At 59.5% G+C, this 20,601-nt stretch carries 19 protein-coding genes; 9 read left to right on the top strand and 10 right to left on the bottom strand.

The window, feature by feature from the left end; genetic code table 11:
- Positions 1–72 precede the first annotated feature (72 nt).
- From putP to MHY22_RS02510, 3 genes are read left to right on the top strand one after another with little or no spacing between them, the layout of a single operon-like run.
- Positions 73–1,638 carry a sodium/proline symporter PutP gene (putP, locus tag MHY22_RS02520; RefSeq protein WP_370658826.1) on the top strand — a complete coding sequence of 522 codons (1,566 nt, stop codon included), beginning with the start codon at positions 73–75 and terminating at the stop codon, positions 1,636–1,638.
- Positions 1,639–1,675: 37 nt separating this feature from the next.
- Positions 1,676–2,254, top strand: coding sequence for an HNH endonuclease family protein (locus MHY22_RS02515; RefSeq protein WP_239277929.1), 579 nt, complete (start codon positions 1,676–1,678; stop codon positions 2,252–2,254).
- Positions 2,255–2,298: 44 nt separating this feature from the next.
- The gene (locus MHY22_RS02510; RefSeq protein ID WP_239277928.1) at positions 2,299–2,748 is read left to right on the top strand and encodes a DUF2269 domain-containing protein; all 450 of its coding nucleotides are present in this window, start codon (positions 2,299–2,301) and stop codon (positions 2,746–2,748) included.
- A gap of 20 nt (positions 2,749–2,768) precedes the next feature.
- On the opposite strand, the gene MHY22_RS02505 is transcribed toward MHY22_RS02510, so the two are convergent.
- From MHY22_RS02505 to MHY22_RS02490, 4 genes are all read right to left on the bottom strand, one after another.
- Positions 2,769–3,995, bottom strand: a complete 1,227-nt coding sequence (locus MHY22_RS02505; RefSeq protein ID WP_239277927.1) for an HNH endonuclease signature motif containing protein — start codon at positions 3,993–3,995, stop codon at positions 2,769–2,771.
- A 148-nt stretch (positions 3,996–4,143) separates the two neighbouring features.
- Positions 4,144–6,009: a DEAD/DEAH box helicase gene (locus MHY22_RS02500; RefSeq protein WP_239277926.1), complete on the bottom strand. Its 1,866-nt coding sequence runs from the start codon at positions 6,007–6,009 to the stop codon at positions 4,144–4,146.
- A gap of 43 nt (positions 6,010–6,052) precedes the next feature.
- Positions 6,053–7,222, bottom strand: coding sequence for an imidazolonepropionase (gene hutI / locus MHY22_RS02495; protein ID WP_239277925.1), 1,170 nt, complete (start codon positions 7,220–7,222; stop codon positions 6,053–6,055).
- Positions 7,223–8,899, bottom strand: a complete 1,677-nt coding sequence (locus tag MHY22_RS02490) for a urocanate hydratase (protein WP_239277924.1) — start codon at positions 8,897–8,899, stop codon at positions 7,223–7,225. It lies immediately after the preceding gene.
- Between the two features lie 189 nt (positions 8,900–9,088).
- Between MHY22_RS02490 and MHY22_RS02485 the strand changes: the two genes are divergently transcribed.
- Entirely contained in the window at positions 9,089–9,874 is a 786-nt protein-coding gene (locus MHY22_RS02485) for an SGNH/GDSL hydrolase family protein (protein WP_239277923.1), read from the top strand.
- On the opposite strand, the gene MHY22_RS02480 is transcribed toward MHY22_RS02485, so the two are convergent.
- From MHY22_RS02480 to MHY22_RS02470, 3 genes are all read right to left on the bottom strand, one after another.
- A complete protein-coding gene (locus tag MHY22_RS02480; protein ID WP_239277922.1) occupies positions 9,857–10,519 on the bottom strand; it encodes a flavin reductase family protein in 663 nt (220 codons plus the stop codon). The two genes, MHY22_RS02485 and MHY22_RS02480, sit on opposite strands and share 18 nt — an antisense overlap.
- A gap of 1 nt (position 10,520) precedes the next feature.
- Positions 10,521–12,074: a histidine ammonia-lyase gene (gene hutH, locus MHY22_RS02475; protein ID WP_239277920.1), complete on the bottom strand. Its 1,554-nt coding sequence runs from the start codon at positions 12,072–12,074 to the stop codon at positions 10,521–10,523.
- A 104-nt stretch (positions 12,075–12,178) separates the two neighbouring features.
- On the bottom strand, positions 12,179–12,931 hold the full coding sequence (locus tag MHY22_RS02470; protein WP_239277919.1) for an IclR family transcriptional regulator: 753 nt from the start codon (positions 12,929–12,931) through the stop codon (positions 12,179–12,181).
- A 199-nt stretch (positions 12,932–13,130) separates the two neighbouring features.
- Between MHY22_RS02470 and MHY22_RS02465 the strand changes: the two genes are divergently transcribed.
- From MHY22_RS02465 to hutG, 4 genes are read left to right on the top strand one after another with little or no spacing between them, the layout of a single operon-like run.
- Positions 13,131–14,297, top strand: a complete 1,167-nt coding sequence (locus tag MHY22_RS02465; protein WP_239277918.1) for an acyl-CoA dehydrogenase family protein — start codon at positions 13,131–13,133, stop codon at positions 14,295–14,297.
- A gap of 25 nt (positions 14,298–14,322) precedes the next feature.
- Positions 14,323–15,471 (top strand): CaiB/BaiF CoA-transferase family protein, encoded by a 1,149-nt coding sequence (locus tag MHY22_RS02460; protein ID WP_239277917.1) that lies wholly within the window; start codon positions 14,323–14,325, stop codon positions 15,469–15,471.
- Positions 15,472–15,489: 18 nt separating this feature from the next.
- A complete protein-coding gene (locus tag MHY22_RS02455) occupies positions 15,490–16,830 on the top strand; it encodes a YjiH family protein (RefSeq protein ID WP_239277916.1) in 1,341 nt (446 codons plus the stop codon).
- Between the two features lie 23 nt (positions 16,831–16,853).
- Positions 16,854–17,786, top strand: coding sequence for a formimidoylglutamase (gene hutG, locus MHY22_RS02450; RefSeq protein WP_239277915.1), 933 nt, complete (start codon positions 16,854–16,856; stop codon positions 17,784–17,786).
- 37 nt (positions 17,787–17,823) lie between these two features.
- On the opposite strand, the gene MHY22_RS02445 is transcribed toward hutG, so the two are convergent.
- Both MHY22_RS02445 and MHY22_RS02440 read right to left on the bottom strand, forming a co-directional pair.
- The gene (locus tag MHY22_RS02445) at positions 17,824–18,261 is read right to left on the bottom strand and encodes a hypothetical protein (RefSeq protein WP_239277914.1); all 438 of its coding nucleotides are present in this window, start codon (positions 18,259–18,261) and stop codon (positions 17,824–17,826) included.
- Between the two features lie 98 nt (positions 18,262–18,359).
- Entirely contained in the window at positions 18,360–19,706 is a 1,347-nt protein-coding gene (locus MHY22_RS02440; protein WP_239277913.1) for a YjiH family protein, read from the bottom strand.
- 133 nt (positions 19,707–19,839) lie between these two features.
- Between MHY22_RS02440 and MHY22_RS02435 the strand changes: the two genes are divergently transcribed.
- Positions 19,840–20,235 carry a (deoxy)nucleoside triphosphate pyrophosphohydrolase gene (locus tag MHY22_RS02435; protein ID WP_239277912.1) on the top strand — a complete coding sequence of 132 codons (396 nt, stop codon included), beginning with the start codon at positions 19,840–19,842 and terminating at the stop codon, positions 20,233–20,235.
- Here MHY22_RS02435 and MHY22_RS02430 read toward each other — a convergent pair.
- The gene (locus MHY22_RS02430; RefSeq protein WP_239191599.1) at positions 20,222–20,425 is read right to left on the bottom strand and encodes a hypothetical protein; all 204 of its coding nucleotides are present in this window, start codon (positions 20,423–20,425) and stop codon (positions 20,222–20,224) included. The genes MHY22_RS02435 and MHY22_RS02430 overlap by 14 nt on opposite strands.
- Positions 20,426–20,601: the final 176 nt, after the last annotated feature.

Genomic DNA, 20,601 nt, shown 5'->3' with positions numbered 1-20,601 from the left:
TATTTTCGCTTGGGTTAACCTTGTGACCCCGTTAACGTGAGAATGTCATCACACACCTACAAGGAGTACAACGTGCAAGATTCAACTTGGTACGTCATTGCGATGATCGTGTATCTCCTCGCAATGGCAGCCATTGGCTATTGGAGCTACAAGCAAACCGATCAATATGACGATTATGTTTTGGGCGGCCGTGGCCTGCACCCATTCGTAGCGGCTCTCTCCGCCGGCGCTTCCGACATGTCCGGCTGGCTGCTCATGGGCCTGCCTGGCGCGCTCTTCCTCTCCGGCATGTCCGAGCTATGGATGGCCATCGGCCTGCTCGTCGGCTGCTGGGCAAACTGGAAGTGGGTCGCACCGCGCCTGCGCTCCTACTCGGAGATCGCGGCCAACTCCATTACCGTGCCGTCCTTCTTTGAAAACCGCCTGCACGATAAGTCCCGCCTGCTGCGCATCATCTCCGCAGCCATCATCATCTTCTTCTTTACCTTCTACGTCTCCTCCGGCATGGTCTCCGGCGGCCGCTACTTCGAGTCCACCTTCGGTGGCGACTACCTCACCGGCATGCTCGTCATCGCCGCGGTGACCATCTTCTACACCTTCGTCGGCGGCTTCTTGGCGGTGTCCTACACGGACGTCGTCCAGGGCGTGCTTATGTTCGTCGCCCTGATGATCGTGCCAATTATGGCAATCGTCTCTCTCAGCGATCCTGCCTCCATCTTCTCTTTCGCCAGCAATAATGCCTACGGCACCGATGGCGTAGTGGAAAATGACAACTTCTTCTCCATGTTCGCCGGTGTTTCCGCAGGCGTCATCATCGGCAACCTGGCCTGGGGCCTGGGCTACTTTGGCCAGCCACACATCGTGGTCCGCTTCATGGCGCTGCGTAAGCCTTCCGACGCCCGCCAGGGCCGCTTCTACGGCGTTACCTGGATGGGTCTGTCCGTTATCGGCGCTATCTTCGTCGCTCTCTCTGGCACCGTTTACTTCACCCAGACCGGCCACAGCATCACCGACCAGGACAACTTCGAAACCATCTTCCTGGATATGGCTCAGGCCATGATGCACCCACTGCCCGCCGGCTTCGTCCTGACCGCGGTTCTGGCCGCCATCATGTCCACCATGTCGTCCCAGATGCTCGTCGTCTCTACTTCCCTCATCGAGGACCTCTTCCTCATCTTTGCTAAGAAGAAGCCCAGCGAGCAGGTCCTCATCAACCTCTCCCGCACCGCCATCGTGGCCATCGCGGTCATCGCCGCTCTGCTGGCTATCAACCCGTCCGATTCCATCCTCGGCCTGGTTGGATTCGCCTGGGCAGGCTTCGGTTCCGCCTTCGGCCCCATCGTTCTGCTGTCCCTGTACTGGAAGCGCTTCAACTCCACCGGCGCAATTGCTGGCATGGTAACCGGCGCCGTCGTGGCCATTGGCTGGGGCATGTCCCCGCTTTCCGACGTCCTCTATGAGATGGTCCCAGGCTTCTTCCTGGCCCTCCTCGTGGCCGTCGTAGTCACCAAGCTCACCAAGGAACCACAGCCGGAGGTTGTTGCCGAGTTTGAAGAGGCCACCAAGCTGGCCAAGCTCGTAGAAAAGGACTCCAACCTCAACTTCGAAGAAGCCGCAGAAAAGGTCACCGATAAGTAATCGGAACCAACGCGGACTCCGCGCAGTCCAATAGGACATGAAGTCCTATTACTTGGCCGCGCTATCATGCATCACCGTCCTTATCGGCGCATGGTATGCGTGGCCTTTTCCGCGTTTTGACGTCACCACTCTCCCCTCCCGCCCCGAAGCCGCCGGCTACAACCGTGAAGACTTCGGCATCTGGCAGCCCCACGGCGCCTGCACCACCCGCGAGGTCATTCTAGAAAGCCAATCCAGCGAACCCCTCCACGCCTGCCACGCCCGCAGCGGGACTCTGTATGACCCCTATAGTGACACCACCATTCCCGCTACCTCGCCTATTGAGATCGACCACATCTTTCCCCTCTCCGCGGCCTATGACCTTGGCGCGTCCGAGTGGGACCGCGAAACCAAGGTCCGCTTTGGCAACGATCCGCTCAATCTCGTAGCCACCAGCCGCGAGCTCAACCAAGAAAAGTCAGACTCCCTCCCTGCGGATTGGCTTCCTCCGGCCAATCGTTGCGACTATTCGCGCCGCCTCGCCGACATCGCCCGCAAGTACGCCCTTCCCCTCCCTTCCAAGGACGTGCGGGCGATGCAAAGGCAATGTCGGTTAGCCGTACTCACCGGAAATTGATTAGGGTTGACGTGGCAACTTTCCGCGATTGAAGGGTTCTTTCAATGACTTCTTTCCTTGTATTCCTCCACGTGGCCGCAGCCATTCTCTTGATCGGCCCAGTATGCGTATCCACCTCCAGCTTCCAGACCCAAATGGCCAAGGCAGCACAAGGCGACCACGCGGCGCTCGGCTCCGCTCGCGCCCTGTATAACATCACCAATACCTACGGCTACATCTCTGCCATCGTGCCTATCCTCGGCCTCGGCGTATTCCTGTCCGATATTGACGCTTACAAGTCCGCGGTCAATTTCCACATCGCCATCTTGGTTGCCATCGTCGCATGGTGCCTGCTCTTCTTCGTCATTCTGCCAAAGCAGAAGAAGGCAATGGCCGCCCTCGAGTCCACTGAATCCTTCGACTACGCGGCAGCAAAGAAGCCGCTGTCCGCATTCGGCGGCGTGTTCAACCTGCTGTGGATTGTCTGCCTTATCCTGATGTACGTCAACTTCTAAGTGGCCTTCTAGAAAGCCATTTACTCCTCTGGGACAGTGTCTTCACTGTCCCTTTTCTCGTTTTCTAGCTCTTCCTTCAGCTTTTGCGCATCCTCGTGCACATTTTGCCGACGCCGCTGCGTCGCCTGTGCCACAGTCTGCGCCCATCTCCGATTCTTCGGCGCGAGCGGTCCGCTGGCTTCGTCATAGACCCAAGTCGAGTCTTCAAAGAGCCAGACGACGTCCCCGCTAATCGGGTCTTTGATATAAAACGCCCGCCCATCAGTCTTAATGTTGTGGTGATGTTGACACAGGCAGGTCAAGTTCGCCGCCGAAGTAGGTCCTCCGTCAGCGAAATCATGCCGATGGTCCATCTGGGAAGCCATCGCCGGCCGCGTACATCCGGGCCACCGGCAGGTTCCATCGAGCCCTTCCACAAAGGCGCGAATATGCGGCGGCGTGACGTAGTTTCCGCTTTCATCTTCTGCGGCCTTCTCCATGTCGCGGACGGTCGTGGCCCGCGATTGCATGTCATCGGCAACCTCCGGTGAAACCCACCCCAAGCTTTGGACGAAGGCCGGAGCATCCGGCAGATCGCAGCGGTACATATTGAGCACCACCTTCGCCTTGGCTTCGGCCTCACCGGTGAGCAACTCGACCGCAGCCTGAGCCAAGGAAATGTCCTTCTCCGTGGCCACACCGCGAATATTTCGGTCGATGATTTCGGCAGTCTCTAAGCCCACATCGAGGCACACTGCGGCCCACTCCCCGCCCGTAGGCTCGAGGTGATAGGACTCCTTGCGCCGCGGGTCGCGTGCGGCGATGGTGGGATCAAGGCGGACAATGAGCTCCCGCAGCTTTCGCCGCAGGTTGCGATGGGACGGTAATTTTTGGTTAGGGCGTTTGGGGGTGAGGTAGGTGGTTAATTCGGCGTCGATAAGCAGGCGTTGTTCGGCGTCAACCTCGCCCAACTTGGACAGCGTCTGGTCGATGGTAATTAAGCGGTCTAAATCTAAGTGGTAGTACTCTTCCTGCCGGGCTTTAAGGCGCGGCAGCTCCTGTAATCGCTCAAAGGCGAAAATGATATTTCTAATTCGGGACTGCCGCGTTCCGGTGAGATCTGACAGTGATTGGCTAATTATTTCGATATCATCATCCGGGTCTGGATGCAGGCGCTTCCAGAGGAGGTATTCGGCCTTGCGGATGTCTGTTGCTGCTTGTGAGGTGGAATTTGCTGGATTGGTATTGGCAAAGTAGGGCGCATTCATGGACTTCCCCCGCAGAAGTTTCTCTAGAACATGTTTGCGCTTTCAGTATACAAAGCCCCTCCGACACCCTACCCCCGTTTATAGTAAAAACGCAGGTCAAAGGGCACGAAAAAATGGGCCTCCGAAGAGGCCCATTCAGTCGAAAATGCTAGTCGCGCCAGCGTCCACCGCGCTTGCGTCCGCCGCCGTGGTCACGGCGTGGCGGGCGGCCGGTGTCCTTTTGAATCTTGATCAGCTGGCCAGAAATACGGGTATCCTTCAGGCGGTCCAGCACTGCCGGGTCAAGGTTCTTTGGCAGGTCAACCAGGGTATGGCCCACCGCGATGGTGATGCGGCCGAAGTCCTTGGCTGACAATCCGCCTTCATTGGCGATGGCACCCACGATAGCTCCCGGGCGCACATTTTGCCGCTTGCCGACGTCCAGTCGGTACGTCTCAAAGTCTCCGTCCGGCCGCTTCGGTCCGCGGCCCTTGCCGCCGCCCTTGAAATCACGATCGCGCTTGCGATCGTCGCGGCGGTCGCGGTCACGCTTCGGCTTAGGAAGCGGCTTGTCTTCCATCAGGAAGTTCTTGCCACCCTGCAGCATGACGGCGAGGGCTGCAGCGATGTCATCCATGGCCGCGTTATTGTCCTCGGAGTACTTGCGCACCAGGGTGCGGAAGAAGTCCGCCTGCTTATTGTCCATGGAGTTGGTAATGGACTGCGCGAACTTTTCCTTGCGCTTTTCATTGACCTCATCGACGGACGGCAGGTCCATCTCTTCCAGACGGGCGTTGGTCACGCGCTCGATGGAGCGCAGCATGCGGCGCTCGCGCGGGGTGACGAACAGGATGGCTTCGCCGGAGCGGCCCGCGCGGCCGGTGCGGCCGATGCGGTGCACGTAGGACTCGGTATCGTTCGGGATATCGAAGTTGACCACGTGCGTGATGCGCTCGACGTCGAGGCCACGGGCGGCAACGTCGGTAGCCACGAGGATGTCTAGGCGGCCATCCTTGAGCTGATCGACGGTGCGCTCGCGCTGAGCCTGCGCAATATCGCCGTTGATGGCGGCGGCGCTGAAACCGCGGTCACGCAGGGTCTCGGCCACTTCTTCGGTCTCGTGCTTGGTGCGGCAAAAGACGATGATGGCGTCGTAATTGATGACCTCGAGGATGCGGGTGAAGGCATCCATCTTTGCGCGGTGCGGGATGAGGAGGAAGCGCTGCGTGATGTTGTCATTGGTGCGGCGCTCGGACTTCACCGTGACCTCGGCGGGGTTGTCGAGGTACTGCTTAGACAGGCGTCGGATAGCGTTCGGCATGGTAGCCGAGAAAAGCGCCACCTGCTTGCGGTCCGGGGTGTCTTCCAGGATGCGCTCGACGTCTTCTTGGAAGCCCATGTTCAGCATCTCATCGGCCTCATCGAGGACGAGGAACTGCAGCTGGGACAGGTCCAGCGAGCCCTTCTCCAGGTGGTCGATGACGCGACCCGGGGTGCCCACGATAACCTGCGCACCGCGGCGCAGACCGGAAAGCTGAATGCCATAGGCTTGGCCACCGTAGATAGGCAGCACCTCGACGCCCTTGAGGGACTCGGCGAAGGATTGGAAGGAGTCCGCCACCTGCAGGGCCAGCTCGCGGGTGGGAGCGAGCACAAGGGCCTGCGGATGGCGGGCCTTGGTGTCAATCTGCGACAGAACCGGCAGCGCAAAGGCTGCGGTCTTGCCGGTACCGGTCTGGGCAAGGCCGACAACGTCGCGGCCTTCCATCAAGATCGGGATGGTTTCTTCCTGAATGGGGGAAGGCTTGGTGAAGCCTACTTTCGCAACGGCCTCCAGAATTTTCTCTGGCAGGCCAAGATGCGCGAACCCCTGGGAGTTGTCGTTGGCTGAATCTTGGGATTCAGCGCCGGTGTCCTCAGAAGTATTCGCAGCCCTGGTGTCCTTGGTGACACCTTGCGAGTTGTCCTGAGATTCCGACTTATTAAAATCTTCCGGCTCGTTGACGCCGCCGGTGGCGTTATCGGTAATGCTCATTGCTTCACCAACCCTACGCGATTGCCGCCCCAAACTCCATATCCTAAGCGCCCGCGACGAAAGTGCGGTAGCTCAGTGGCATGCCTGGGCGGTAGGCCAAGTGCACGGCGCTGGGGGCGTCGAGCACGTGCAGGTCCGCGGCGGCGCCCTCCACGATGGTGCCCTTAGCCGGGCGGCCCTGTGGGTCGAGGCCGTTGCCAACGTTGTGGCGGCGCAGGGCGGTCGCTCCGCCGGTGGTGGCGGCGTGGATGGCCTCATCGACGGAGAGGTGTTGCTGCAGGACCGCGGTGGTCACACAGTAATTCATCGAGGAGGTATAGGACGTGCCGGGGTTGAGGTTGGAGGCGATGGCGAGGGTAGCGCCGGCGTCGAGAAGCGTGCGGCCCGGGGCGAGCGGTTCGCGGGTGGACAGGTCGCACGCCGGCAGCATGGTGGCCACGGTATCGGAATTGGCCAGTAGCTCCACGTCCTCATCGGTTAGGTGATTGACGTGGTCTACCGAGGCGGCACCCAGTTCGACGGCGAGGGCAACGCCCGGCCCCTCGCCCAGCTGATTGCCGTGCACGCGCAGGCCGAGGCCCAACTTCTTACCGGCCTCCAGCACGCGGCGGGATTGTTCCTCGTTGAAGGCGCCGCGCTCGCAGAAGACGTCGATCCACTGCACGTAGGGAGCAACGCCCTCGAGCATGGGGCCAACGACCTCGTCAAGGTACTCCTCCGCGTCCGCTCCCGGCGGGACCAGGTGCGCGCCCAAGAAGGTCACGTCATCGACGTGGCGGGAGGCTACCTTGGCGGCCTCCACCTCGGACTCGGTATTTAGGCCGTAGCCCGTCTTGGTCTCGAAGGTGGTGGTGCCACCGCGGCGGCCGGCGGCCACGCGGTCCGCCACCAGCTTGTCCAGGCGGTCGGTGCCGGCCTGGCGGGTAGCGTCCATGGTCACGGCGATGCCGCCTGCCTCATAGGAACCGCCGGAGATGCGAGCCTCGAATTCGGCGGAGCGGTCACCGTCGAAGACCATGTGGGTGTGCGAATCTACCCAGCCGGGCAGGACGGCGCGGCCGCCCAAGTCCACCTTCTCGTCGGCGGCCGGTGCCTCGGAGGCTGGGCCGACCCAGGCGATGGTGCCGGATTGGGCGATAATGGCGGCGTCGTTAAGCGTGCCACGCTCGCTGACCGTACGGAGTTCTGAAATGCCGGTAAAAAGTGTGCTCATCTAGTCCCTTGCCTTGAATTCCATCGGAATGCGGACGCCGCGCTCGTCGGCGACCTCCTTTGCGCGAGTGTAGCCGGAATCGACGTGGCGGATAACGCCCATGCCCGGGTCATTGGTGAGCACCGCGCGCAGCTTGGCCGCGGCGAGCTCGGTGCCGTCTGCAACGGTGACCTGGCCTGCATGGATGGAGCGGCCCATGCCCACGCCACCGCCGTGGTGGAGAGAAACCCAGGTAGCGCCGGAAGATACGGCGGTCATCGCGTTGAGCAGCGGCCAGTCAGCCACGGCATCGGTGCCATCGAGCATGGCCTCGGTCTCGCGGTACGGGGAGGCCACGGAGCCAGAATCCAGGTGGTCACGGCCGATGACGATCGGCGCCTTGATCTTGCCCTCGCGCACCAGGTCATTGAAGAGCAAGCCGGCCTTGTGGCGCTCGTTGTAGCCCAGCCAGCAAATGCGTGCCGGCAGACCCTCGAATTCGACGTATTCTTCGGCGGCGTCGAGCCAGTTGTGCAGGTGCTCGTTGTCTGGGAAGAGCTCCTTGAGCGCCTGGTCGGTGACCTTAATGTCCTCTGGATCGCCGGAAAGCGCGGCCCAGCGGAAGGGGCCCAGGCCCTCGCAGAAGAGCGGGCGGATATAGGCCGGAACGAAGCCCGGGAACTCGAAGGCACGCTGGTAGCCGGCCTTGCGGGCCTCATCGCGGATGGAGTTGCCGTAGTCAAAGACCTCGGCGCCCTCATCCTGGAACTCGACCATGGCCTGCACCTGGGCGGCCATGGACTCGCGAGCCTTCTTGGTAAAGGTGGTCGGGTCTGCCTTGGCCTCGTTGTGCCAGTCTTCCATGGTGATTTCAGAAGGCAGGTAGGACAGCGGGTCGTGCGCGGAGGTCTGGTCCGTGACGATGTCTACGGTAAATTCCCCGGCGCGCTGGCGGCGCAGGATCTCTGGGAACACCTCGGCGGCGTTGCCCACGAGGCCGACGGACAGGGGCTCCTTGTTTTCCTTGGCGTCCAGGACCAGCTTGAGGGCTTCGTCGAGGTCGGTGACAACCTCATCCAGGTAGCGCTTGTGCTGACGGCGCTTCAGGCGGGTCTCGTCTACGTCCACGATGAGGCAGGCGCCGCCGTTGAGGGTGACGGACAGCGGCTGTGCGCCGCCCATGCCACCGCAGCCACCGGTCAGGGTGAAGGTGCCGGCCAGGCTGCCGCCGAAGCGCTTCTTGGCCACGGCCGCGAAGGTCTCGAAGGTGCCCTGCAGGATGCCCTGGGTGGCGATGTAGATCCAGGAGCCGGCCGTCATCTGGCCGTACATCATCAGGCCCTCGTCCTCGAGCTTGCGGAAGTGCTCCCAGTTAGCCCAGTCTCCCACGAGGTTGGAGTTAGCGATGAGCACGCGAGGTGCCCACTCGTTGGTCTTCCAGATGCCCACCGGCTTGCCGGACTGCACCAGCAGGGTCTCATCGGACTCGAGGTCCTTGAGGGATTCAACGATGGCGTCAAAGGCTTCCCAGCTGCGTGCTGCGCGGCCGGTACCGCCATAGACCACGAGGTCCTCGGGGCGCTCGGCAACCTCGGGGTCGAGGTTATTCATGAGCATGCGCAGGGGCGCTTCGGTCTGCCAGGACTTGGCGGACAGTTCGGTTCCGCGCGGCGCGCGTACTTCGCGTGGTTCAGACATGGGCTTCCTTTCGTCGTGCTTGTTCGACGCCTTCCCAAGCCCCCTAGGCCGGTGTCCCGGGGCTGTCCCCGAGGACTTGTTCAGCGTCACATGTCACAAGGTACTGTGACCCAGCTCTGTGCACCATGCCACACAAACCCGAACTGTCTCGTATATGAGACACCTGCGGGATGATCTACGATGGCCTGCATGCGCCGGTACATCCCCTTCCTTTCCGTGGCCCTCCTCGCCGCTTGTTCCACCCCCGCCGAGGAGCCGCAGCCACCCCACTATGTCGCGCTGGGGGATTCCTATGCGGCCATGGGCTCAACCACGCTGCCACTCGATCCGCCCAATACCTGCGTGCGCGCTCAGGATTCCTACCCCGAGCTTGCAGCCAAGGAAATGGACGCGGAGCTCACCAATGTAGCCTGCCAGGGCGCTAGCACCCTCGACGTACTTTCCTCGGCCGGCGAGCACCCCGCCCAGGTGGACGCCCTACGCGAAGACACCGACCTGGTGAGCCTGTCCATCGGCGGCAATGACGCCAGCTTCGTGCGCCTTACCCAGTGCGCCACGGATGATATTTGCCAGGCGCAATCCGGCGCGCAGATTGACCTGGAAATCCGCGATCTGCCCCGCCGGCTGGACAAGGTTTACGAGGAGATTCGCCGCCGCTCCCCTAATGCGAAGATCCTCGCCACCGGCTACCTTCCGCTGATAAAGCGCGGGGAGACCTGCCCCTACATAGAAAAAATCCCGGCCAGTGACCGGGAATGGTTGGCAGGCTCCATCGAGCGCATCAACCAGGCGGTGCGCGAGGCCGCCGAGCGCAATGGGGCTACTTACGTGCTTGCCGACGCCGCCCTAGACCACACCGCCTGCTCCCCCTCGCCGTGGGTGGATTTTACGGGCAAGGACACCAATTCCTTCCCCATGCACCCCACCCACGCGGGCCAGCAGGCCATGGCCAAGGAGCTACGCGCTGCCCTCTAGCCCGGCGCGCGCGGCGTCATCGGAACCGGGAACGCGCATCTCGAACCGCTCTGTGACCACGGTGTAGTCAAAGTAACCCATGCGCGCAATGGGCTTAATCTTGAGGATATCGAGCTTGCCGTCCTCATCGATGACGGATTCATCGATGTGAATGGTCTTGACATCCGCCACCACAAGGTCGATGGTGCCCACCTTGGAATTGCCGGGCACCCGCAAGGAGGTCTTGTACTGACACTCGAACTTCACTGGCGATTCCTTCACCATGGGAATGCGGTGGTTGTCCGCGTATTCCTTGGTCACGGAAAGGCGATCCCATTCGCTTTCGCCGTAATCCAGTACTTGGGCGGATTTATTGACCTCTTCACGCAGGTCATAGGTAGCCATATTCCATACGAACCAGCCGGTTTCCTCGGCATTGAGGACCGTGTCCTTGCGGCGGCCATCCGGGTACTGGTTAGCCGAGAACATCACCATAGGTGGATCGAAGGTGAGGTTTTGCCACTGGCTGTAGGGGGCGATATTTTCGCGCCCTTGGCCGTCGACGCTAGAGAGCCAACCAATGGGCCTTGGAACCGTGCTCGCCTTAAAGGGCGAAAATGGCAAGGGGTTAGGTTCGGTCTGTGGATGCCAAGAAATGGTCGACATATTAACCACGCAGCTTTCCAGTAGCGTCCTCGACGGCGTCGATAAGAGCGCCTTCCTTGACCAAGCGTACAGTTTCCTCGATTTCCGGGGACAGGTATCGGTCTACGCCGGGGCCTTCGACAGTCTCGCGCAGCTTCTCAATCACCGCGCCGGTGCCCTTGGCCGGGGTGCCCTCGCGCATGTCGATGGCGCGGGCGGCAGTGAGGATCTCTACGGCGAGCACCCGCTGCAGGCCATCGACAGCCTTGCGCAGCTTGCGGGCAGCGGACCAGCCCATGGACACGTGGTCTTCCTGCATGGCCGAAGACGGAATGGAATCAGCCGAGGAGGGGTTAGCCAGGTGCTTCATCTCACTGACGATGCCAGCCTGGGCGTACTGCGCGATCATGTGGCCGGAGTCCACACCGGGGTCATCAGCAAGGAAAGCATTCAACCCGCGGTTGCGCGCTGGGTCCAAGAAGCGGTCGGTGCGGCGCTCGGAAATGGACGCCAAGTCCGCGGTGACGATAGCGAGGAAATCGAGCGCATAGGCCACCGGTGCACCGTGGAAATTGCCATTAGAGACCACGCGGCCGTCCTTGGTCACCACCGGGTTATCCACCGCGGCGGCGAGCTCGCGCTCCGCCACCTGGACGGTGTGGGCCAGGGTATCGCGGAACCCGCCGGCAACCTGCGGGGCGCAGCGCACGGAGTAAGCATCCTGCACCTGGTTCTTCTTGAACTCCTCAAGCGCGGCCTCCAGGATCTCCGAGCCTTCAGCCACCTGGAGGATATTCGCTGCGGCATCGGCCTGGCCTGGGTGCGGGCGCAACTGCTGCAGGTCATCGGCAAAGACCACGAGGGTGCCGAGCAGTCCTTCCACGGTCATGGCGGTGGCAATATCGGCGGTCTTGGCTGCCGCGCGTAGATCCGTAATGGCCAGGCAGAGCTGGCCGAGCATGCCATCGGTGCCGTTAATAAGCGCGAGGCCTTCCTTCTCGCGCAGCTGCAGCGGTTCAATGCCAGCAGCGGCCAGGGCGTCGCCCGCATCCTTGAGCTCGCCGTTGACACGCACCTCGCCCTCGCCCAGCAGGGCCAGCGCGCAATGTGCCAGCGGCGCCAAGTCGCCAGAGCAGCCGAGCGAGCCATACTCGCGCACCACCGGAACGATGCCAGCGTTCAGTGCCTTGGCATAGGTTTCTACCACCACGGGGCGCACGCCGGTACGACCGGTACACAAGGTGGACAGGCGCAGGAGCATAAGCGCGCGGATGACCTCTTCCTCCACCTCCGGTCCCGTGCCCGCAGCATGCGAGCGCACCAGGGAAAGCTGCAGCTGGGCGCGCATTTCCTCTGGAATGTGGCGGCGGGCAAGTGCACCAAAGCCGGTGGAGATGCCATAGACCGGGGTGGGATCCTGCGCTAGTTCTTCCACGCGCTCGCGGGTCGCGGCTACCTCTTCGAGAGCCTCGGGCGCAATTTCCACCTTCGCCCCATAGCGGGCAACAGCAACGACGTCTTCGATGCTCAGCGCACCAACGTTGACGGTCACGGTGGATGGGTAGGCGTTAGGCATGACAATCTCCTTGTACTAGATCAATAGCTAAAAATGTGTCGCGCGACAGCCCAACGCGATAGATGTATGCTACATCATATTTTTGCCATGTGAGGATGGGAAACCTAACCGGCGGACTTTTTGCCATAGATACGGCGAGAAAGATCCTTAGCCAATATCGTTAGGCGGTCCACCACCACCCCCTCTTTCGCTAGGTTTTCCTCGTTTATGGAAAAGGTCACGGCCAGTGACGCGGAAGGGCGTCTGAGGTGATCCATAACCGCTACCGCGACCGTTGCTTGCCCTTTAGAAATTTCTTCCCTTTCCTCTGCCCACCCACGAGCACGAAAGACATCCACCTGCTTCTTATAGGGAGAGAAATAGGCAGATGCCCCCTTATCGGAAAAGGCGGCACGCACCTCACTGTCTGACTGGTAGGCCATCATAATCTTTCCGGAAGCAGTCTTATACGCAGGCAAGCGCACCCCCTTATCCGTCACCAAGGAAACGGCCCCCGGTGCTCGCACCTCTTGCAAATAGACAATCTCTGATCCAGACATGCGCGCAACGTGGCCCGAGCCGGCCACCACCGTTGCTATATCGCGCAGTTGATTAGTGGCTAGTCGTACGAGTGGCTGTTGCGTGGAATATGCCGAAGCCATGGCGTATGCAGCAAGCCCAAGACCGTAAGTTTGGTTTTCCTCGATGTGGACTACAAAGCCAGACTCCACCATTTCATTAAGCAGGTGATAGGTAGACGAGCGCGGTAGGTCCAGCTCAGAACGGATACGACTGGCAGAAATGGGGACGTCAATAGTAGAAAGCAACCGCAAAATAGCGAGCACGTTTCTTGCCGCTGGGACCTGAGATTTAGCCACTGTCACCCATCCTCCGCTACCAATAACTGTTACTACACAGAAATAACTTACTTTTTAACAGTCTCACATACAAGACTTTCCACACGGTTCAGCTAGTGCTCCGTCTTGCCGCACTCCGTAACCTATCCCCCACAGAGTGTCACAGATTACATTCTGAAACCAATTGTGCGTCAGATTACCCATGAGATTGGAGAACCCTATGCCTGGCCGCTACCCAGACGGAGACTTCTACGGATTCGAACAAGACCTTCCCGCGGAAGAACTTGAGATTCTGCACAAGGTCCGCGATTGGACCCACGAGAAGGTTCGCCCTATCGCCACCGACTACTGGAACCGTTCGGAATTCCCCCATGAATTACTCCCCTCGATTCAAGACCTCGACATCATCAGCCTCGTACGCCACCAAGGCCGCTCCCACCTATTAGCTGGGCTCGTCACGGCAGAAATCCATCGCGCTGATGCCTCGGTTGGCACCTTCTTTAGCGGCCAGGATGGGCTGTTTACCGGTTCAATCGAGCTACTAGCCTCCGAAGAACAGAAAAAGCGTTGGCTCCCAGATATCTATGCGGTGAAAAAGACCGGCGTCTTCGCAATCACCGAGCCAGATGCTGGCTCCGATGTCGCCCAAGACATGTCCACCACCGCCAGGAAGGTCGATGGCGGATGGATCCTCAACGGCGCCAAGCGTTGGATCGGCAACGCTACATGGTCTGACTACGTCATCATCTGGGCTCGCGACCCAGAGGACAACCATGTCAAGGGATTCCTGGTGGATACCTCCTGGGAAGGCTACAAGGCCACCCTCATGGAAAACCGCATCGCGCTTCGCGCCGTCCAAAATGCTGATATCACGCTAAACGACGTCTTTGTTCCAGACGATTACAAACTGGCTCATGCCAATACCTTCAAAGACACCAACAAGGTATTAAAGTCCGCCCGCTCCACGGTGGGCTGGCAAGCAGTGGGACTACAAATGGGTGTGCTCGATACCGCCTTGGAATACACCGCTAATCGCAACCAATTTGGAAAACCACTGGCCAGCTTCCAAATAAACCAGTCCAAGCTATCCACCATCCTGGGCAATCTCATCGCCTCCGAGTCCATGATGGCAGCCCTATCGCGGTTGGAGGCTCGCGGAGAGACCCGTGGTGAACACTCTGCTCTAGCAAAGGCACACGTATCCAAGCTGATGCGCGAATCAGCTGCTCTTGGCCGAGAGCTGCTTGGCGGAAACGGCATCATTTCTGACTACACCGCCGCCAAGCACTTCTGTGATGCTGAGGCCATCTACTCCTACGAGGGCACTTTCGATATCAACCAACTGGTCGCGGCTCGATCCATTACAGGCCTTTCCGCTTTTGTCTAAACCACCTTCCCGAAAGGAGTTCCCTATGGTCACCACCGGACACCCACACTCCCTCGAAGGCCTGCGCGTACTGGATATGTCGCGGGTTCTGGCTGGCCCTTTTTGCTCCATGATCTTGGCAGATCTAGGAGCTGAGGTCATCAAGATCGAAACGCCTTGGGGCGATGATTCACGCAACTTTGGCCCAGACTTCAATGGTGATTCCGCCTATTACCGGCTGTTCAACCGATCCAAAAAGGGCATCACCCTAAACCTGAAAGAGGATTCGGATCTGGCTACTCTACGCGAGCTAGTCAAACGCGCAGACGTCCTCGTAGAAAACTTCCGCCCGGGAGTAATGGAAAAGCTGGGCATTTCTCCCGAATCCCTCATGGAGCTCAACCCGCAGCTCATCGTCACCAGTATTAGCGGTTTTGGTCAAACCGGATCGATGAGCAAGGCACCAGCCTACGATCTCGTCGCGCAAGCTATGAGCGGCATCATGTCCATTACCAGCTGGCCGGGAGGGCGCCCAACCCGCGTAGGAATCAGTCTGGGAGATCTAATCCCCGGACTCTACGGCGCCATTGGCACACTCGGCGCCTTGCAAGAGCGCCACCGAACCGGCTGCGGGCAGCACGTGGACGTCGCTATGTTTGACTCCCTTGTCTCCATTCTAGAGTCGGTGGCCATGCGCGACCTCTACGAGGACGAGGTACCTACGGCCGTCGGCAGCGACCATGCCATGACGGTTCCCTTCAGTACTTACCGTGTAGACGATGGCGAGGTGGTCATTGCCATCTTGAATGAGAAGCTCTTCGGCTGCCTCACGCGTGCCTTGGGCTTGGAGTACATGGTCGATGACCCGCGATATAACTCCAACGCCGCTCGCAAGGAGCGCCGCGAAGAGATCCGTTCCATCATCGAGGACGCCCTGCGGGGCAAGACCGTCGAGCAAGCGCTCGCGCTGTTCCAGGAGCACGGAGTCCCCACTGCGCCGGTGCATTCCGTCGATGAGGCCTTGCACGGAGAAGTTGGCACCGAGCGCGACGTGCTTTTCACCGAATCCGATGGGTTCACCACCTTAAGCTCTCCTCTGCGCTTGACCGGCTCCCGCTCACCAGAGCCAGCTCCGCAGCTAGGCGAGCATAACTCCCTTATCCCCGAGTGGCTTGCTGAGCCGGCCCGCGGATGATTCTGAAATGGAAACACCATGACTGACACCAAGAATCCCCGTGCTGAAATCGCCACCCCTCCGGTGAAAAACACCTGGCGGTTCTTTGTATATAGCGGACTCGGCATCTTCGCCTTCTTCGTCCCCTTTCCCTTCGGAGGAGAAAACACCATCCTGCTAGATCACCTGGTGGGTTGGATTTCTGACACCCTAGGTAGCGGCTCCAAGTACGTAGTGCTGCTGCTTATCATCGCCGGCGCCGTCACGCCCTTTATCACCGGAGGGTGGAAGACTTCTGCAGCCCGCGCGGTCTTTTCATTTCTGAATATCTTGGCAGTTGTCATCACGGTCATGCTGGTGTTCGACTTTGGTCCGGATTTTATTTTTAGAGAAGACCTTGGCCCCTTCCTCCTCAATAAGCTGGTCATTCCCGTTGGCCTATTGATACCAGTAGGCGCCATTTTCCTCGCGCTGCTCGTCGGTTTCGGCCTCATGGAGTACATGGGCGTATGGGTCCAGCCCATCATGCGTCCTCTCTATAAGACACCGGGCCGCTCTGCTATCGATGCAGTGGCCTCCTTCGTCGGCAGCTACTCGCTGGGGCTACTCGTAACTAACCGCGTCTATAAAGCCGGTGGATATACCGGCAAGGAAGCTGCCATTATCGCAGCCGGCTTTTCTACCGCCTCCGCCACATTCATGGTGGTCATTGCCCGCGCCCTTGACCTCATGAGTGTGTGGGGTATGTATTTCGGAGCCACCCTCATCGTCACCTTCCTGGTGACAATAATCATGGTGCGCATTCCACCCATCGCTACCATCCCAGAAGACTACTACCCCGGCGCGGAACCCAACCCGGAATCCGAGGTCGATGACAGCCGTGCGCACGCTGCCTGGGAAGAAGCTAAGACAGTTCTCCGTGATTCGCCACCGCTCTGGAAGGTACTGTGGCACAACTTTCGCGATGGCTTGCTCATGACCATGCAGGTTCTACCAGGCATCATGTCCGTAGGCTTCCTTGGCTTGGTAGTCGCCTTCTACACCCCGTTCTTTACCTATTTTGGCTACCTGTTCTACCCCGTGCTGTGGATCTTGGGAGTGCCGGATCCGGGCCTTGGCTCCGAAGCACTCGCCATTGGCCTATCTGAGCTCTTCCTGCCAGCCACCTTGGTTGCCGGCGCGGAGTCCGATGTCCTAAGGCTTATTATCGCCATGGTGTCAGTCTCCCAGGTATTCTTCTTCTCCTCTATGGTGCCTTCCGTGCTGGCCACGGACATTCCACTGAGCATTAAGAACATCATCATAATCTGGTTCGAGCGCGTCATATTGTCCACCGTCATCGCCGCACCGTTTGCCTACGGCATCGCTGCGCTGATGTAATTCCCCGCCTAACATCGATAACCATGAACACCGAAAAAGCTGAACTTTTCACCCCCGCCCCCGAATGGTCCGGTCGCTCCGATGGCCCGGGCCCAGAGCATGCCCGCTGGCATAGCGTTATCAATCAGTCCACCGACTCCCCCGCCCCGATAACCCTGGTGGGCTTTGCCTCCGATGAGGGCGTGCTGCGCAACGGCGGCCGCCAGGGTGCAGCCGCAGGCCCGGCCGCGCTGCGTTCCGCACTGGGTTCCTTGGCGGTGCACCATACGCATGCGCTTGCCGACGCCGGCACGATCACCACCCAAGCCGACGACCTCGACGGCGCCCACGATGCGCTCTCCGATAAGGTCCAGGAACTCGTCGAAGCCGGCACCCTCCCCATCATTCTGGGCGGCGGTCACGAGACCGCCTTTGGCTCCCACCGCGGCCTCTACCGTGCGGTAGGCGCCACTAAGATCATCAACTTGGACGCCCACTTCGATCTGCGCCGCGCCGATCAAGCCACCTCCGGCACCCCGTTCAAGCAGATTTCGGAGCTCACCGATGACTTCGACTACACCGTGCTGGGTATCTCCCGCCCCAATAACACGGCGGTGCTTTTCGACGAAGCCGAGTCCCTCGGCGTGGCCATCACCCTGGACGAAGAGCTGGTCAACCTCTCGCCGGCCGAGTGCGGCGAGCTTGCCGCCCGAGCCACCGAGGGAAAGGACAAGGTCCACCTGTCCATCGACCTCGACGTTTTGCCAGCCTCCACCGCGCCGGGCGTATCCGCACCGGCGTCCCTGGGCGTCAGTTATGAGCGCATCCGCGCCATGGCCGTGGCTATTGCGCGAACGGGCAAGCTGGCCCTGGTGGACGTCGTTGAGCTCAATCCCACCTTTGACATAGATAACCGCACCGCCAAGGCAGCGGCGCGGCTTATCGACGACATCGTAACGGCCCACCTCACTAGCTAAACCCCAACGGCGTTTGGTTTTACCTGGGCCGTGCAGTTTAACGGGTAGCTTTCTTACTCATCCAACGTTGGACTCCCCACCACATAGCGGGAGTAAAGGCGACGGCGATGAGCCAGTAGACAAGCCAGAAGCTACCCGCTAAGCCAGTCACCACATTTCCTATTAACAGCAAAAGCGCTGCGCCAACACTTGCGAGGACACACTGTGTGAAACTGCGCTGGTCATCTTTAGGCCCTGTGCGAGGGTTGGCGCCAGAAACTTTCTGGTCGACGAACCCAATAATGTCTTTGCCAAAGACAACTGAAAAGGCAATATAAAAAGCCGCGAAACCGTGCATAAACTGCGCCGTACCACCTTGGCTCAGGCTCACATAGAAAAATACTAAGAGCAGCAGGTCGATAATTGGGGTCGCGGCCATAAGTATCAAGCCGAGTTTGCGCAGATTAAACACATAGCGCAAGAGGCAGCCAGCCACTAAGCACAGCCAAAAAGCTACCTCAGCTGCGATAGTGGCTATAAGCATCATTTCCCTCCAGCGATATCGATCCTCTTACCCGTCTTGGGTTCAACTTATCAAAACAGCAGGTGTGCAATCGGGGTGGCGATAAGAATGGTCAGCGCCACGCGCTCAAACCAGATGATGACCAGATGGGTCAGCTTCACCGGGATCTTGGTGGCCAGAATGCACGGCACCAGCGCGGAGAAGAAAATGATGGCGGAGACTGCTACTACGCCGATGACGAACTTGAGCACCATGCTGTCGCTGCCTGCCACTGCGGTGGCGGGCAGGAACATCTCCGCAATACCCATGGCCGCGCCCTTGCCGGCCTGGACCGGCTCCGGCAGCTGCACTACCCACGCGAACGGGTAAAACAGGTAGCCGATCCACTCAAAGAGGGGCGTAAAGCGCGCCAGCAGCAGGCCAATAAGGCCCACCGACATAATGGACGGCACGATGGCCGCTGCCATGCGCACACCATCACGCAGGTTCTCCCAAATTGCTGCGGGCAGGGATGGCGCGCGCTGCAGAGCCAGCATCGCTTCGCGCCACGCGTTCTTGATGCGCGAGCCCTCTATCGACTTCTCTGGGTCAGGCTTTACACCCTCGCAATACTCATCAGGAATGGTGCGCAGCGGCGGAATACGCACCGTAATAGCCGTCACCAAGAAGGTCACTATCAGCGTGACCGCAAAGTAGGTACCCCAAATGTTCATCAGGTCTAGCTGCTTGGCGACGATCACCATAAAGGCCGCAGAGACCGTCGAAAACCCGGTGGCAATAATCGCTGCTTCCCTACCGGTATAGCCACCTTTTTGATAAACGCGGTCCGTGACCAAAATACCCAGCGAATACGAGCCCACGAACGAGGCCACCGCGTCAATGGCGGAGCGCCCCGGTGTCTTCCACACCGGCTGCATGATTGGCTGCATGAGCACACCGACAAATTCCAGCAGGCCAAAGCCAATCAAAAATGCCAAGAAAGCACCGCCAATCGGCACGATGAGGCCCACCGGAATCGCAATGGAGTTCCAGAGGAACGGCACCAGGTCTTCATCGCCCAGGACCCACGGCAGCGCATCGATGACCATAAGGAAGGAGACCACCGCACCCACAATGTTGAGCAACGCAAAGACCGCTTGCAGCGCGCTTTCCTTAAACGCCCCGGTGGTAAAGCTGCGCACCGTGCCGTAGACAGCAAGAGCAAAGATAATCCACGGCACCAGCGCCGGAATTCCTTCGCGCACCATGGTGACCATGTGATCCAAAGGAATGGAGCGCTTATCCTGGTACGTCACCGGCAGGAAGAATACGAACGCGCCGATGGCGCTATATAAAAAGAGTTTCCACCGTCCCCCAGGCTGCGGGATTTCCCCGTCATGGCTCTGGTGCGAGGTGTAGACAGATTCGGTAGAAGTCACAGTAAAACCGTCTCCTCAAGCTTGCATACAAAAATCAAGCCCGCGTGACAGCCTTACGCGAACATTGGGGATATGTTATCTAAGTAACAGCTCACTGTCTAGATGTTTTCGAGATCCAAGGCACAATGGAGTCATGTCTAACCCCATTCGCGTCGTTGGCGCCGTCTTCCACGACGGCGAGCGGTTCCTCGCCTGCCGCAAGAAACCAGGCAAGCCCCTGGAAGGCCATTGGGAATTTCCTGGTGGAAAGATCGAGCCTGGCGAATCTCCTGAGCAAGCTCTAGCGCGAGAAATTCGCGAGGAGCTCAACCTCATTGCCGAGGTCGGCCAGAAAGTGACGACAACAACCTACGAGTACGATTTTGCGACCATTGAGCTAACCACTTTCTACTGCACGCTTGTCGACGGCGACCTACGCCTGACCGATCACGACGCTACAAAATGGGTTACCTCCACAGAGGCCGCACACCTGGCGTGGGCTCCCGCAGATATCCCGGCAGTAGAAGCTATTGCTTCTAGTCACAGCTGAGAAAAGAAAGATTCTTCCTTTCGTATTTTCCTTCTGCCAGCATGCGGCGGATATCCTCCGCCAAACGCACTACCAATTGCGGATCGGATTCCGCCAACGCTGCGATTTCCTGCGTTGCCTTGCCTCCGTTTGTCGTTTGCCCTTCATAGGAGGGTCGCGCCGAGTAGAGATCAAAGTATTTTCGGCTCACGCCGTTGACATTCCTAAATTTAGGACCTGGCTGGAACTCGTCTCCATACATGACTCCCCTAGCCAGTAGTTTGGAAACCCGAGATATTTCCTCCTTAGGTCCTGTAGCTGGCCATCCTAAACGGATTCCGATTTCGGCGACCAACAGAATCTCATCTCGTAGCCATTTTGGACTTC

The organism is Corynebacterium sp. ACRPO (assembly GCF_022347205.1).
GTDB lineage: Bacteria > Actinomycetota > Actinomycetes > Mycobacteriales > Mycobacteriaceae > Corynebacterium.
Note: the sequence above shows the minus strand (reverse complement) of the source record. Positions and strands in the feature narration are given on the sequence as shown.